Genomic DNA, 15,918 nt, shown 5'->3' with positions numbered 1-15,918 from the left:
AGGTGATAAGAAAGTAAACAACAACCAATAAAAGAAAAGGGGCCATGGGCCCCTTTTCTTTTATTGGTATGCCCACTCATTAAGTGGACTTATGGCAGGGATGCCGTATCTTAGAAAAGCTCTTCGGGTGGTGGCTCACTCGATCGGTCCCGGCCCGGCATCTCATCGTCGGAGTATCTGGGGCGATAGGGGTTGTAGGCCTCGCGCCCGGGTACCCTATTGGTGCGGAATATCTCAAACATGCCGCCATAGGAGGTACGTAGGCCGTTCTTGGGGTTGATACGCACGGTCGTTATGCTGTCTGGCTGGGGCAGGTGACGCTCGGGCAAGCCTTCCAGGGCAGTACTCATAAAATCTATCCAGATAGGCAGTGCCGCAGAGCCACCGTACTCATTTTTACCGAGTTCGCCGTAAGAGTCGAAACCCACCCAAGCACTGGTGGCTAGGTAGGGGCTATAGCCTGAGAACCATGCGTCGCGCGGGCCGTTGGTTGTTCCTGTCTTGCCAGCAATATCACCGCGCTTCATAGCGAGGGCGCGTCGGCCGGTGCCTTTTTTGATCACATCCTTGAGAATGGAATCCATGATGTAAGCCGTCTCCGGGGTCATGGCGCGCGGTGCCAGGGGGCGTGCCTGGGGCTTGGATGAATCCAGTGGGCCAACCGGGAGTACTTTCAGCTCCGGAGGCTCTTTGCCTTGGTCCGGGCCCTCTTCACCGGGTTGAATTGCCGCTAGGTCGAGTGGCTCCTGATTATTGAATCCTTGGGACTCACTGCCAGGCTCAGGACAGTCATTGCACACAGTGAGTGGTAGGGCCTGGTAGAGGGTTTCGCCATTTACATCTAAAACCCGGTCAACAAGATAGGGTTCCACTCGATAGCCACCATTGGCGAAAGCTGCATAGCCACGCACCATTTCTAGGGGCGTCAGGGCCGAGCTGCCCAGTGCGATGGTGAGGTTGCGCGCCAATTTGCTGCGGTCAAAGCCGAAGCCCTCGACAAAGCCGAGGGCGTAATCGAGCCCCAGTGCCTGCAGCAGGCGAATGGAGACCATGTTACGTGACTTATACAGAGCCATACGCAAGCGGGTGGGGCCAAGGAAGGTGCCACCATCATTCTCCGGGCGCCACACATCCTGCAGGTTGGTTTCCTCGAAGATTATTGGGGCATCGTTAATCACACTGGCGGCGGTATAGCCGCGCTCGATAGCCGAAGCGTAGATAAATGGCTTGAAACTGGAGCCCGGTTGTCGCGCCGCCTGGGTGACGCGATTGAAGTGGCTCTGGCGGAAGTCATAACCACCTACTAAGGCGCGTATGGCGCCGTCTTGGGGATCAATGGAGACTAGGGCTCCCTGGGCCGATGGCACTTGGGTTAGCTCCCATTCCTCAGTAATTTGTGGCTCCAGGGGGCTGGAAGAGACTTCTTCAGGCTCTGCAAATGGATCGGGGTTGGGTGTGTCTTCAAAGGCGCTAGCAAGTTGGGCTGCCCCACCTGCGCTGGTAGGTTCGCCCTGGGAGCCGATAACCTCAGTGTGCTTAATCTCAATGCGGCGCAGGCGCACCACATCACCAGGTGCAAACATCTTCTCAGCAGACTGTAAGCGTGGTCCTCGTGAACTTTCAGTAATATAGGGGCGAATGGAGTCGAGCCCATTCTCCCAGGGAACCTCGACCACACGGCGGTCGCGCAGCTGTACTTGCAACAGCTTTGGCTCCACCGCAGTGACTACCCCAGGCTCAAGCCCACCCAGCACAGGGATTTCATTGAGCAGATCAATCAGTTGGTCACTGTCATGCAGCAATTCCGGTGGCAGTCGCTGTTCCGGGCCACGATAACCGTGGCGAGAATCATAGGTTTCGAGGCCGTGTTGCAGTGCCCTGCGCGCCTGGTCCTGCAGGCGGCTGTTGACCGTGGTGATGACCTGATAGCCATCGGTGTAGGCACTGTCGCCAAAAAGCTCAACAGCTTCTTTGCGCGCCATTTCGGCGATATAGGGGGCATCCAGATCCAGATCGCGGCTGTGGTAGCTGGCGGTCACCGGTGCGGTAATGGAGTGCTTGTACTCATCCTGATCGATATACCCCAGGTCGAGCATGCGCTTTAAGATCCAGTTGCGGCGCACCAGGGCTCGAGTGGGGTTGGCGATGGGGTTGAAGGTGGAGGGGGCTTTGGGCAGCCCCGCCATCATTGCCCATTGCGCCATGCTCAGGTCCTTGATGTCGCGACCGTAGTAAACATGTGCGGCAGCTTGAAAGCCATAGGCGCGGTTACCCAGGAATATTTTGTTGATATAGAGTTCCAGAATCTCATCTTTGCTGAGTTCGCGCTCAATTTGCAATGATAAGAGAATCTCATTGAACTTGCGGATAAAACGCTGCTCACGGCTCAGGAAGAAATTGCGCGCCACCTGCATGGTTAAGGTACTACCACCAGACTGGATTGAGCCGGTCTGCACGAGCTGCGAGGCTGCCCGCATCAAACCCTTAATCGAAACCCCACTGTGTGAGTAGAAGCTCGCATCCTCTGCTGCCAGTATTGCCTTGATAAATGGTTCTGGCGTTTGTTCGATGGTGATAGGGTTGCGGCGTTTCTCACCAAACTCGCCTATCAGTTTCATGTCTTGTGAATAGACGCGCAGTGGGGTCTGTAGGCGAATATCCCGCAGGCTTTCGACTGAGGGCAGCCCGGGTTTCAGGTAGAGGTAAATGCTGGCGAAAACCATGGCTGCGCCGGCTGCGCCGGCGAGACAGAGCCAGAGCAGCGCTAGTAGACGATTTCGGGCTTTTACTGTCATGAAACTGCTTCTGTGTACTTCATTTGAGTGATTCGGTGAATAATTATACGAATATTGTGCGCTATTACCTATGCAAATGCCGGTTGAAGCGGTAATTTAAAGTGCTATAACATCAAACTTTCATAACCCACGGAAAAGATAAGAAAAATGGGGATTTTCCCTTTTCTGGATAAAGGCCCGAAGGCCATGTTGGGACTCGATATTAGCTCGACCGCAGTAAAGTTGCTGGAGCTAAGTCGCAATGGTGACAAATATCGGGTCGAAAGCTACGCCGTGGAACCCCTGCCGCCGAATGCGGTAGTGGATAAGAACATCAATGATGTTGGCGCCACGGCGGAAGCTATCCGCAAGGTAGTGCGCCGTTCCAAAACCCGACTGCGCCGTGCGGCTGTCGCCGTATCCGGCTCCGCAGTGATCACTAAGACCCTGGAAATGCCCGCTGATCTCTCCGATGAGGATCTGGAAGCGCGTATTGCCTTGGAAGCGGATCAGTACATTCCCTATCCCCTCGAAGAAGTTAGTCTCGATTTTGAGGTACAGGGGCCATCCGAAAGAGGGGATGACCAGGTGGAAGTGTTACTGGCAGCATGCCGCAGCGAAAATATCGAACAGCGGGTTTCCGCCCTCGGTGAGGCTGAGTTGGAGGCGGGTGTCGTGGATGTGGAAGCTTACGCTATTGAGCGCACTTACACTCTACTGGAAGATCAGTTTCCTCCCCAAGAGCAGTTGGTTGTTGCGGTAGTGGATATCGGTGCGACTATGAGTGCACTGTCTGTACTGGTTGATGGCAAGACAGTTTATACACGGGAGCAGCTATTCGGTGGTCGGCAGCTCACCGATGAGATTCAGCGGCGCTACGGCCTCTCCGCCGAAGAGGCCTCTCTGGCGAAGCACCAGGGTGGCAGCGGATTGCCCGATGACTATTATGCCGAGGTTCTGGAGCCGTTTCGGGATGCGGTGATTCAGCAAGTCACCCGCGCGCTGCAGTTCTTTTACTCTTCGACTTCCTACAGCGATGTGGATTACATATTGCTCAGTGGTGGGGTTGCCGCGATGGAAGGTTTGTCTGATTTGGTCGGTGAAAAACTGGGCAAACCCACAGTGATTGCCAATCCTTTTTACAAAATGACCACCTCATCTCGGGTTAACCAACAGATATTAGCCAAAGAGGCTCCAGGGCTGATGATCGCGGCAGGGCTCGCCATGCGGGAGAAGGAGTACTGAGATGGCCAAGATTAATCTACTCCCCTGGCGCCAGGAATATCGCGCACAAAAGCAGAAAGAATTTCAGCAAGTATTAGTGCTGGTGATTATTGCTGCTGCGGCGTCGGTCTTTCTTTGGATGAAAACGGTTGATCGGCAAGTTGCTTCCCAGAATGAGCGCAATCAGATATTGCAGGTCAAGATTAATGCTCTAAATAAACAGGTAAGTGAGATTAAGGACCTGAAAAAGCGCCGCCAGGAACTGATTGATCGTATGCGTGTGATTCAGGAGCTCCAGGGGAACCGTCCTCTAGCTGTTCGTTATTTTGATGAGCTGGTACAGGCAACTCCGGAAGGGCTTTGGCTCCTTGAACTCACCCGCAAAGGTTCTCAATTGGAGTTGTCAGGAATAGCAGAATCCAACAACCGTGTATCATCTTTTATGCGCAATTTGGACCAATCCGACTGGTATGAATCTCCAAACTTAACGGATGTTACTGCTAGCCCTGAGTATGGGGAACAAGCGAGTGCTTTTCAGTTAACAGTAAATTTGAGTGGTCGTAAGAGTGACGATGCTAACGATAGTGATTTAACTACCACTGGCGTTGAGTAAAGGAATTATATAATGGCATTCGCAGAAACTCTTAAACAACTCCAAGATTTAGATATTAATGACATCGACTTTTCAAGAGTTGGAGTCTGGCCGATAGCTGGTCGTATTACTCTCTTAATCATTGTTTCAGCAGTTTTAGTTTTTATTGGGTATTACCTCTGGATAGGTGATCTTTATAACAGCCTGGAACGTGCGCAGAATAAAGAGAAAGAGCTGTTTTTGCAGTTTGAAAACAAGCAATTTGAGGCTGCAAATCTGGATGCGTATCGTGAGCAACTAAGGGAGATGGAGGGCACCTTTGGCGCACTGCTAAAGCAACTACCAAAAGATACAGAAGTTCCAGGATTGTTAGAGGATATTGATGAGTATGGGAGAGGTAGCGGCCTAACGATCGAAAAAGTTGCTCTGGAAAGTGAGTTGGTTGGAGAGTTTTATGTTGAGCTGCCAATTCGTATAGAGGTTCAAGGGGGGTACCATGAATTTGGTTCTTTCGTGAGTGGTATTGCTGGAATGCCTAGGATTGTGACTCTTCATGATTTTACTATCTCAACCAACCGAGATAGTGGTGGGCTGCTTGATATGGTTATCAATGCAAAAACCTACCGCTATAAAGATCAGGAGGATGAGGAGTGACAAAAAAAACAGCCATCGTAGCTACACTTTTAGCGGTTTCTGCTTGCAGTATGAATGTAGATCAAAATGATTTACATCAAAGAATGGCTGAGGTTGAGCGGAGGCCTAAAGGTCAAATTGAGCCTATCCCGACGTTTACTCCATATAGCCCATATATTTATAGTGCCGCTGCTCAAAGGAGTCCATTTACTCGCCCTGTTTTGGAGTCTGATCAGCGATTAGTTGGTAGAAGACTTGAAATAGCACCTGATTTAAGTAGGCGTAGAGAGTTGCTTGAAAGTATTAACTTTGATGCTTTGGCAATGGTGGGCACGATTTCCCGTGATGGCCAGTTATGGGCCCTGATTGATGATGGTAATGGTGGAATTCACAGAGTAACTGTGGGGAACTACTTAGGGAAAAATCACGGGCGAGTTGTGAGCGCTACACCCACGCAACTCGATGTGTTGGAAATTATACCGGATGGTACCGGGGGCTGGATTGAGAGGCCACGTGCACTCGCGCTGGAAGAGAAGGACAACGGATAATGATTAATAAGCAGTTTGCTAAGTGTTTGGCACCGTTTCAGATTTTACTGCTCGCTGTATTGATGGTTCCTGCGGCGTTACAAGCGCAGGTGAATCAACTGAACGATATACAGTTTTCAGAGCTTCCCGGTGGCCGGGTTCAGCTGCGTTTAACTTTCACGGAGGAGCCTCCAGAGCCCACTGGATATACAATAGAGCAACCGGCTCGGATTGTGATGGATTTTGCCGGTGTTGAAAGTGTGCTACCACAAAAGAAATATTCACTGGGAATAGGTGCCGCTCGCAGCGCTGTGGTAGTTTCCAGTGAGGGGAGAACTCGCCTAATTGTTAATCTGGATCAACTGCCGGTATACACCAGTGAACGTCATGGTAGCCAGCTCGTGATGGAGATTGGTGAATCTGTAGCTGCGACGGCTTCATCTCCACAATCCCCCACCCATGACAGTGGCCTTAATCTTGGTGGAAACAAGCAGTTCAATGCCTTGGGTGCTATTGCTGTTAACGGGGTTGACTTCCGGCGCGGTGAAGAGGGCGAAGGTAAAGTCATTGTTAGCCTTTCTGATCCGGCAGTAAATATTGATGTGGAACGCACCAAAGGCAAAATCTATTTGACTTTTCTGGGCGCAGAATTGCCCGAATCTCTTCGCCAGAAGCTTGACGTAACTGACTTTGCAACCCCTGTGAATGCCATTACGGTAGACTCTGATGGCCGCAATACCGTAATAGCTGTGGATCCGACAGATGCAGATTATGATTATCTCGCTTATCAAGCCGATAATCAGTACGTGTTGAGCGTAAAACCTCTGTCCGCAGCGGAAATTCGCGAGAAGGAGAAAGAGTTTCAATTCACAGGGAAAAAGCTTTCGTTAAACTTCCAAGATATTGAAGTTCGTTCCGTGCTCCAAATTATTGCTGACTTTACTGATCTCAATCTGGTGGCAAGTGATACCGTGCAGGGGCGAATCACATTACGGCTTGATGGGGTGCCTTGGGATCAGGCTTTGAATTTGATTCTTAAGGCCAAGGGCTTGGATAAGCGCCAGGAAGGTAGCGTCATTATGGTAGCTCCAGCTGCTGAGATTGCAGAAAGAGAGCGCCAGGAGTTGGAGAGCCGTAGGCAACTGCAGGAGCTGGCTCCATTAAGAACTGAATATATTAGTGTGCGCTATGCTGACGCCGGAGAGCTGTTTACATTATTTTCTGGTCAGCAAACTGATGATCAAGGAAAGGGCAATTTTGCTGGGGGTAAACAAGACGCTAATCAAGCAAGTATTTTGTCAGCCCGTGGTAGTGCAATTGTAGATGAGCGAACTAATACAATTATCCTTACAGATACAGAAGAAAAAATCGCACAGTTTCGCGAACTGATAGAAGTTATAGATGTTCCTATTCGTCAGGTGATGATTGAGGCCAGGATCGTCACTGCAAATAGTGAGTTCGAGCGCGAGCTCGGTGTCCAGTGGAACTATACAGGTACTCATGATATTAACGATGACTCTGTAGTCATTGGTTCTGGAGGGCAAAATAGCGCTAGTGTCGGTGGATCTGGATTTGGACCCAGTGTCTCTTCACCGGCCAGCACCCATGATCCTTTGCTGGTGGACTTAGGTGTTGGAACACCTGCTGGGCAACTAGCTTATGCGATATTAAAGGACAATTTTTATTTGGGTTTGGAGCTGTCTGCGATGGAAGATGTGGGCATGCTTGAGATTGTATCCCAGCCCAAAGTAGTAACTGGTGATAAACAAGAGGCGAATATCCAATCGGGAGTGGAAATACCTTACTTGGAGGCTACCTCTTCTGGTGCAGCTTCTGTGACATTTCGAGAAGCTGTTCTTGAGTTAAATGTAACACCTCAGATAACTCCAGATAACAATATAATAATGACGCTTAATATCGAGCAGAATAGTGTTGGGGATTTGTTTAGTGTTAGTGCTAATACGGCTGTTCCTACAATTAATGTGAACACCCTAGCGACAAAAGTACTAGTCAGTAATGGCGAAACAATTGTTTTAGGCGGTGTGTTTGAGAGCAATGTTCTTGAGGGGGAGACTAAGGTACCCTTACTTGGGGATATTCCGTACATAGGTAACTTGTTTAAGAAAACTGTACGCACAGATGATAAACGTGAGATATTGATGTTTATCACCCCGCGTATTATCGAAAGTGAGACTTTTTTATCTAAGTGATTAACCGCTCCATCTTTTTAGTCGGCCCCATGGGGGCCGGCAAATCCACGATTGGCAGGTTGTTAGCGGCACAATTGCAGCTGCCTTTTGCTGATACCGATAAAGTCCTGGAAGAGCGCACAGGGGCAGATATCCCCTGGATATTTGATGTAGAAGGCGAAGCCGGCTTTCGTCGACGCGAGAGTGAAGTGCTCGAAGAACTTTGTCTGGGTCCCCACCAAGTTATCGGCACCGGTGGAGGCATCGTTCTACTGGAGGAAAACCGGCGGTTGCTGCAAAAGTTTGGTCATGTGATTTATTTACAGGCCGGGGTAGAGCAGTTGCTGGAACGCACTTCCAAGAACAGTAACCGCCCTCTTTTACGAGTGCCCAATCCACGCGCGCGTATTGAAGAAATTTTACAAGAACGCGCCCCTCTTTATCGCGAAGTTGCGGATGTTATCTGCGACACTGATGACCTGACCCCCAAGCAAGCATCAGCCCTGGTAGCTGAGCGCCTTATGGAAAGCCTCTCCCAATAACCCCTTTTTCACTCTGTGCTAAAGTGCGTCTCATTAACTCAATGCGCTACATATTGGCGCTAGTGGGAAGGAGAGCATTGTGCACTGTTTTAATGTGGAACTGGGGGAGCGCAGTTACCCCATTGTCATTGGGTCCAAGTTATTAGCCGACTCACAATATTTACTGCCCTATTTACGTGGGCGCCAGATCTGTGTGGTAACAAATGAGACAGTGGCTCCCCTGTATTTGTCCCGCTTACTGGATGGGCTCTCTGATTTCGATAAGGTTGATGTTGTCGAACTACCCGACGGGGAAGCCTTCAAGACTCTGGATACCGTCAATCGAATTTTTGACACTCTATTGGAACAGCGTCACAACCGCACGACTACGCTAATTGCCCTAGGGGGTGGTGTTGTGGGAGATATGTGTGGATTTGCCGCTGCCTGTTATCAGCGCGGCGTCGATTTTATTCAGGTGCCCACTACACTCCTTGCCCAGGTGGACTCCTCTGTGGGAGGTAAGACTGGCGTCAATCACCCGCTAGGTAAAAACATGATTGGGGCTTTTTACCAGCCCCGGCTAGTACTTGCCGATATGGATACATTGACGACTCTGCCAGATCGTGAATTCTCAGCAGGTATTGCTGAAGTAATCAAGTATGGCCTGATCTGTGATGCACCATTTTTCCACTGGATAGAGACCAACATTGATGCACTCTTATCGCGAGATCCCAAGGCTTTGGCTTATGCCGTGGATCGTTGTTGTCGTGATAAGGCAGAGGTTGTGGCTAGTGATGAGCGTGAGGCAGGCCGCCGCGCCATATTAAACTTTGGTCATACCTTTGGACATGCAATTGAGACTGTGCAGGGCTACGGGCGTTGGTTGCATGGTGAGGCGGTGGCCGCAGGAATGGTGATGGCTCTGGAGCTCTCGCATTTACTGGGAGACGTGGACAGTGAATTGGTTCAGCGTGTTCGTCAGCTGCTGCAAATAGCCCAGTTGCCGCAGCAGTCTCCCGCGGATATGAGTGTCGATGATTTTCTACAGGCTATGCAGTTAGACAAGAAAGTGCTGGATGGCAAGTTGCGTTTGGTATTGCTGAGATCTTTGGGGGACGCAAAAGTTGTCGATGATACGCCTCAGGAAAAAGTTATAGATGCGCTAAGGAACTGTGGTGCCAGGTGACAGGGGATTCGCGAACTGCGCTTATTAGAGAGTACGATCACTTAAAATCAAGTCGACAGGAAATAAATCTGCCTTATTTTTGTTTGGCAGTTAAAAAAACTGTGAATTATTGAAAATGTAGTGGTAAGCAAGTAATATTGCGCGCCCCCCGGAAATAATGGCGGGGCAAAATAACCGCCAATAAGAACAATAAAGAAAGCCCCATTAGAGGGCTTTTTTTATCTCGGGATCTTTTACTTAGGGACCGCAGGAGAGCGTAGCGCGAGCGTTAAGCCATTTTTGCCCATATCAGGCCGCTATCGGCAGTGCCTGTGGTCCCCCAATCGATAGTGACGAGGAATTCTATGGGTAGCAGTCTGTATCAGTTGGATGAGTTTAAGGACAACTGTGGTTTTGGTCTGATCGCTCATTTACAGGGTGTGGCGAGCCATAAGTTAGTGCAGACGGCCATTGAGTCCCTCACCTGTATGACCCACCGCGGAGGTATTGCCGCCGATGGTAAAACTGGCGATGGCTGCGGTTTGCTGCTGCAGAAGCCCGATAAATTCCTGCGCGAGGAAGCGCTAAAGTTGTTCGGTCTGGAACTCACTGAGGCCTATGCCGTAGGTTCGGTGATGTTGCCTCTGGATGACAGTGAGGCGCAAAGCGCTCGTCAAATCTTTGAGTCTGAGCTGCAGGCGCAAGGAATGCGGATTGTTGGTTGGCGCACCGTGCCCACCAACCCCGAGTGTCTTGGCCCCATCGCCAGGGACTGCCAACCTCGCTTCGAACAACTGCTGATCAATGATGCCGAAGAGCCACTGGGTGAAGCCCGTTTTAATGCTCGGCTGTATGTGGCCCGGCGTAAGGCCGAGTTGCAGCTGAGTGGTGATGTTTATATCGCCAGCCTATCGACTAGTGTGCTCTCCTACAAAGGACTGATGATCCCGGCGGATCTGCCGAAATTCTTCCCTGAGTTGGCGGATCCGCGCCTGGAAACCGCTATCTGTGTTTTCCACCAGCGCTTCTCTACCAATACCATGCCGCGCTGGCCTCTGGCCCAGCCTTTCCGCCTGCTGGCGCACAATGGTGAAATTAATACCATTACCGGCAACCGCAATTGGTCGGTGGCACGCACCAACAAATTTGTTACCGAGCTGATTCCCGAGCTGAATGCGCTGGTACCGCTGGTGAACCGCGAGGGCTCCGACTCCTCCAGTTTGGATAATATGTTGGAGATGTTGTTGGCGGGTGGTATGGAGCTACACCGTGCGGTGCGCATGCTAGTGCCGCCTGCCTGGCAAAATGTTGAGGGTATGGATGCAGACCTGCGCGCTTTCTATGAATACATCTCCATGCATATGGAGCCCTGGGATGGCCCCGCCGGCTTGGTGATGACCGATGGCCGTCACGCGGTATGTACTCTCGACCGCAACGGCCTGCGCCCGTCCCGCTGGGTGATTACCAAAGACGATATTATTACCGTGGCTTCGGAAGTCGGTGTTTATAACTATGCACCGGAAGATGTAGTAGCTAAAGGGCGTCTCGGGCCCGGGCAGATGCTTTCTGTGGATACCCAGGAAGGCAAGCTGTACCACACTGCCGATATCGACAATATGCTCAAGCGCGCCCAGCCTTATAAACGTTGGCTGAAAGAGAAGGCGCGCCGTATTCGCTCTACCTTAGTGACCGCACCGGTTGACAATAATTTTTCCCACCAACAGTTTAAGGTCTACCAGAAACTGTTCAGTTCCTCTCTGGAGGAGCGCGATAAGGTAGTGCGCCCGATGGCGGAAGCCGGCCAGGAAGCGGTGGGTTCCATGGGCGACGATACGCCGATGGCGGTGCTGTCCCGCTACAACCGCTCGCTCTACGATTACTTCCGCCAGCAGTTTGCCCAAGTGACCAATCCGCCTATAGACCCGCTGCGGGAAACGGTGGTGATGTCCCTGGAAACCTGCTTGGGCCGTGAAAAATCCGTGTTTGAGGAGACGCCAGAGCACGCCGACCGCGTGATTCTGTCCTCGCCGGTGCTCTCCCATATGAAATACACCGCGTTACTGTCGCTGGATCGCCCCGGCTTCGACGCGGAGATTTTCGACCTGAACTACGATCCGGCAAATCTGGATCTTCATAGTGCAATTGAACGTCTGTGTGCCAAGGTAGAGGCTTCTGTTCGTGCCGGCACCGTGATTGTGGTGCTGTCCGACCGCGATATTCGCCAGGGCCATCTGCCCATAGATGCGCTGCTCGCCACCGGTGCCGTGCACCATCATTTGGTGCATGCGGGCCTGCGCTGTGATTCCAATGTGGTGGTGGATACCGCCAGTGCACGGGATGCGCACCAGCTCGCCTGCTTGGTGGGTGTGGGAGCGACGGCAGTACATCCCTATTTCTCCTACAGCATTATTAATCACCTGATCGATAGAGGTGAGCTGCTACTGGATGCGGCAGAAGCGCAGAAGAATTACCGCAACGGCATCATCAAGGGCCTGTTAAAAATCCTGTCAAAAATGGGTATCTCCACGGTAGCCTCTTACCGCGGTGCGCTGTTGTTTGAGTTGGTCGGTCTTTCCAAAGAGGTGGTGGACCTGTGTTTCCCCGGTGCACCCACTCGTATCGAAGGCGCCGGCTTTGCCGAGTTGCAGGCAGATATGGCCGCGCGTGCGGATATCGCCTGGAAAGCGCGTAAGCCGGTGTCCCCCGGCGGCCTGCACAAATATGTGCATGGCACCGAATACCATACTTTTAACCCGGATGTGGTGACGGCCCTGCGCCGAGCGGCCAGCACAGGGGATTACTCCGCTTGGCGTGATTACTCCAAACTGGTCAACCAGCGCCCGGTGGCAACCTTGCGGGATATGCTGGCTTTCAAGGAAAACCTCGAGCCTGTGCCATTGGAGGAAGTGGAGCCGGTTGAACAGATTGTGCGTCGCTTTGACTCCGCAGCTATGTCCCTGGGAGCTCTGTCTCCCGAGGCGCACGAATCTCTGGCTCAGGCCATGAACCGCCTGGGTGGACGCTCCAACAGCGGAGAGGGCGGTGAAGATCCGGCCCGTTTTGGCACCGACAAAGTCTCCAAAATCAAACAGATCGCCTCCGGCCGTTTCGGCGTGACGCCGCACTATCTGGTCAATGCCGAAGTGCTGCAGATCAAGGTGGCTCAGGGCGCTAAGCCCGGTGAGGGTGGTCAGTTGCCCGGCGGCAAGGTGAATGACCTGATTGCTCGGCTGCGCTACTCGGTGCCCGGTGTCACCCTGATTTCACCGCCACCGCACCACGATATCTACTCCATTGAGGATCTGGCCCAGCTGATCTACGACCTCAAACAGGTTAACCCGGATGCACTGGTATCCGTAAAGCTGGTGTCCCGTCCAGGAGTTGGCACTATCGCCGCTGGCGTGGCTAAGGCTTATGCGGATTTAATTACCATTTCCGGCTATGACGGCGGTACTGCAGCGAGCCCGATCACCTCTATTCGCTATGCTGGTTCACCTTGGGAATTGGGCCTGGCGGAAACACACCAGACCCTACGAGCCAATGACTTGCGCGGCAAAGTTCGGGTGCAGACGGATGGGGGCCTTAAAACTGGCTTGGATGTAGTCAAGGCGGCGATTCTCGGTGCGGAGAGCTTCGGCTTTGGTACTGCGCCAATGGTGGCGATTGGCTGTAAATACCTGCGTATCTGTCACCTGAATAACTGTGCCACGGGTATCGCGACCCAGCGCAAGAACTTGCGCGATGCGCACTATATCGGCACCGCAGAAATGGCGATGAACTTCTTCCGCTTTGTTGCCGAGGAAACCCGCGAATGGATGGCGAGCATTGGTGTGCGCACCATGGAAGAGCTGGTCGGCCGTGTAGACCTACTTCGCATCATTGAGGGAGAAACCGACAAGCAGAAGAAACTGGATCTGTCGCCGCTTTTGCATACCGATGCACTACTCGATAGCAAACCGCAAACCTGCCAGCAGGCCACAAATGAGCCCTGGGATAAGGGCGAGTTGGCCGAGCGCATGGTGGAAGAAATTCTACCCGCCATTGAGAACCTGACTGGTGGTGAATTCAGCTTTGAGGTGACCAACTGCGATCGCTCTCTGGGGGCACGTCTTTCTGGCGAGATCGCCAAGCGCCACGGCAACCAGGGCATGGTGGAGGCGCCAATAAAACTCAACCTCAATGGAGTTGCCGGGCAGTCTTTCGGCGTATGGAACGCCGGAGGGCTGGAGATGTATCTCGAAGGGGATGCCAACGATTATGTCGGTAAGGGCATGGCCGGCGGTAAGCTGGTAATTCGACCGCCTGAGGGTAGTGAGTTTGCTTCCCAAGACACCAGCATCGTCGGTAATACCTGCCTGTACGGTGCTACTGGCGGTAAGTTATTTGCCGCTGGCCGCGCCGGCGAGCGCTTTGCTGTGCGCAATTCCGGCGCCTTCGCCGTAGTGGAAGGGGCCGGCGATCATTGCTGTGAATACATGACCGGTGGAATGGTCGCGGTGCTAGGGCGCACCGGCTACAACTTTGGCGCCGGTATGACCGGTGGTTTTGCCTATGTGCTGGATCTGGAGCGCGATTTCTTCGACCGCTGCAATCATGAGTTGATCGAGCTGCGCCGTATCAGTAGTGAAATTCTCGAGCCGCACCAGAGTCACCTGCGCGAGGTGATTGAAACCTATGTCGCGGAGACCGGCAGCGCCTGGGGTGAAGAGCTGCTGGATAACTTCGACGATTACCTGAGCCGATTCTGGCTGGTGAAACCCAAGGCAGCCAGCCTTGCGGATCTTCTTTCTGACGTGCGCAAGCGCGGCGAATAAGGCTGGGGTGGAGAGACAGTATGAAAGACAGACTGAACAACGATTTCCAGTTTATCGACGTGGCCCGTATAGATCCGCCGAAGAAAGATATCATCGCGCGTACCAGTGAATTTGTGGAGATTTACCAGCCATCCAGTGAAAACCAGGTGGCGAGCCAAGCACACCGCTGCCTGGACTGCGGCAACCCCTACTGTGAGTGGAAGTGCCCGGTGCACAACTATATTCCCAACTGGCTGAAATTGATCAGCGAGGGGAATGTGATCGAGGCGGCGGAACTCTGCCACGAGACCAACACCCTGCCGGAAGTTTGCGGGCGCGTTTGTCCCCAGGACCGCCTGTGCGAGGGCGCCTGTACCCTCAACGACGGTTTCGGCGCTGTGACCATCGGCAATGCTGAAAAGTACATCACTGATACCGCCTTTGCCCTGGGTTGGCGTCCGGATCTCAGCCATGTGGAAAAGACCGGTAAAAAAGTCGCGATTGTAGGCGCGGGCCCAGCCGGACTGGGCTGCGCTGATATCCTGATACGCAACGGAGTGCAGCCGGTAGTCTTCGACAAGCACCCGGAGATCGGCGGCCTGATCACCTTCGGCATCCCGGAATTCAAGCTGGAAAAATCGGTGATGGAAAAGCGCCGCGAGGTGTTTGTTGAGATGGGGGTGGAGTTCTGCCTCAATACCGAGGTGGGCAAGGACATCAGCTTCGAGCAGTTGCTCAATGACTATGATGCCGTCTTCCTGGGGATGGGCACCTACAACTACATGAAGGGCGGCTTCCCCGGTGAGGACCTGCCCGGGGTGCACGACGCCTTGCCGTTCCTGGTGGCCAACGTCAATCGCAATATGGGTTGGGAGAAGGACCCCGCAGAATTTGTCTCGGTGGAAGGCAAGCGTGTAGTGGTGCTGGGTGGTGGTGATACCGCCATGGACTGTAACCGCAGCTCTATTCGACTGGGGGCAAAGAGCGTGACCTGTGCCTATCGTCGCGATGAGGAAAATATGCCGGGTTCCCGCCGTGAAGTGGGCAACGCCAAAGAGGAAGGGGTGCAGTTCCTGTTCAACCGCCAGCCGGTGGAAATTGTCGGCGATGGCAAGGTCTCTGGAGTGAAAGTGGTCACTACCGAGCTGGGTGAGCCCGATGAAAACGGGCGTCGCCGTCCGCAGGTAGTGCCCGGTTCCGAAGAAGTCATCCCGGCAGATATCGTGCTGGTCGCCTTCGGTTTCCGCCCAAGCCCGGCGGAATGGTTTGCAGAGCACAGCATTGAAGTAGCGGACTGGGGTGGTGTCGTTGCCCCGGAAGAACAGAAATACAAGTTTCAGACCTCCAACGAGAAGGTCTTTGCCGGTGGCGATATGGTACGCGGTTCCGACCTGGTGGTAACAGCTATTTGGGAAGGGCGCCAGGCCGGAGAGGGTATTCTCGATTATCTGGATATCTGATTTTCCCGGTTGCGGATGGGAGGCTTTAAGCCTCCCATTT

At 52.8% G+C, this 15,918-nt stretch carries 10 protein-coding genes; 9 read left to right on the top strand and 1 reads right to left on the bottom strand.

What is annotated here, in order from left to right:
* Positions 1 to 110 precede the first annotated feature (110 nt).
* On the bottom strand, positions 111 to 2,795 hold the full coding sequence (locus ACJJIT_RS18455; RefSeq protein ID WP_444899279.1) for a penicillin-binding protein 1A: 2,685 nt from the start codon (positions 2,793 to 2,795) through the stop codon (positions 111 to 113).
* A 147-nt stretch (positions 2,796 to 2,942) separates the two neighbouring features.
* Between ACJJIT_RS18455 and ACJJIT_RS18450 the strand changes: the two genes are divergently transcribed.
* The 9 genes from ACJJIT_RS18450 (at position 2,943) to ACJJIT_RS18410 (ending at position 15,878) form a co-directional block, all read left to right on the top strand.
* The gene (locus tag ACJJIT_RS18450; protein WP_444899278.1) at positions 2,943 to 4,019 is read left to right on the top strand and encodes a pilus assembly protein PilM; all 1,077 of its coding nucleotides are present in this window, start codon (positions 2,943 to 2,945) and stop codon (positions 4,017 to 4,019) included.
* 1 nt (position 4,020) lies between these two features.
* Entirely contained in the window at positions 4,021 to 4,611 is a 591-nt protein-coding gene (locus tag ACJJIT_RS18445) for a PilN domain-containing protein (RefSeq protein WP_444899277.1), read from the top strand.
* A gap of 12 nt (positions 4,612 to 4,623) precedes the next feature.
* Entirely contained in the window at positions 4,624 to 5,244 is a 621-nt protein-coding gene (locus ACJJIT_RS18440; protein WP_444899276.1) for a type 4a pilus biogenesis protein PilO, read from the top strand.
* The gene (locus ACJJIT_RS18435; protein ID WP_444899275.1) at positions 5,241 to 5,771 is read left to right on the top strand and encodes a pilus assembly protein PilP; all 531 of its coding nucleotides are present in this window, start codon (positions 5,241 to 5,243) and stop codon (positions 5,769 to 5,771) included. The genes ACJJIT_RS18440 and ACJJIT_RS18435 overlap by 4 nt, the downstream gene beginning before the upstream one ends.
* A complete protein-coding gene (pilQ, locus tag ACJJIT_RS18430) occupies positions 5,771 to 7,960 on the top strand; it encodes a type IV pilus secretin PilQ (RefSeq protein WP_444899274.1) in 2,190 nt (729 codons plus the stop codon). The genes ACJJIT_RS18435 and pilQ overlap by 1 nt, the downstream gene beginning before the upstream one ends.
* On the top strand, positions 7,960 to 8,481 hold the full coding sequence (gene aroK / locus ACJJIT_RS18425) for a shikimate kinase AroK (RefSeq protein WP_252085944.1): 522 nt from the start codon (positions 7,960 to 7,962) through the stop codon (positions 8,479 to 8,481). Before pilQ ends, aroK begins: the two co-directional genes overlap by 1 nt.
* A gap of 79 nt (positions 8,482 to 8,560) precedes the next feature.
* Complete coding sequence (gene aroB, locus ACJJIT_RS18420) at positions 8,561 to 9,646, top strand: 3-dehydroquinate synthase (RefSeq protein WP_444899273.1); 1,086 nt, start codon at positions 8,561 to 8,563, stop codon at positions 9,644 to 9,646.
* A 344-nt stretch (positions 9,647 to 9,990) separates the two neighbouring features.
* Positions 9,991 to 14,439 (top strand): glutamate synthase large subunit, encoded by a 4,449-nt coding sequence (gene gltB, locus ACJJIT_RS18415; protein ID WP_444899272.1) that lies wholly within the window; start codon positions 9,991 to 9,993, stop codon positions 14,437 to 14,439.
* 20 nt (positions 14,440 to 14,459) lie between these two features.
* Positions 14,460 to 15,878, top strand: a complete 1,419-nt coding sequence (locus ACJJIT_RS18410) for an FAD-dependent oxidoreductase (RefSeq protein ID WP_444899271.1) — start codon at positions 14,460 to 14,462, stop codon at positions 15,876 to 15,878.
* Positions 15,879 to 15,918 lie beyond the last annotated feature (40 nt).

The sequence above is a fragment of the Microbulbifer mixtoriginis (SeqCode) genome (genome assembly GCF_052467515.1).
Note: the sequence above shows the minus strand (reverse complement) of the source record. Positions and strands in the feature narration are given on the sequence as shown.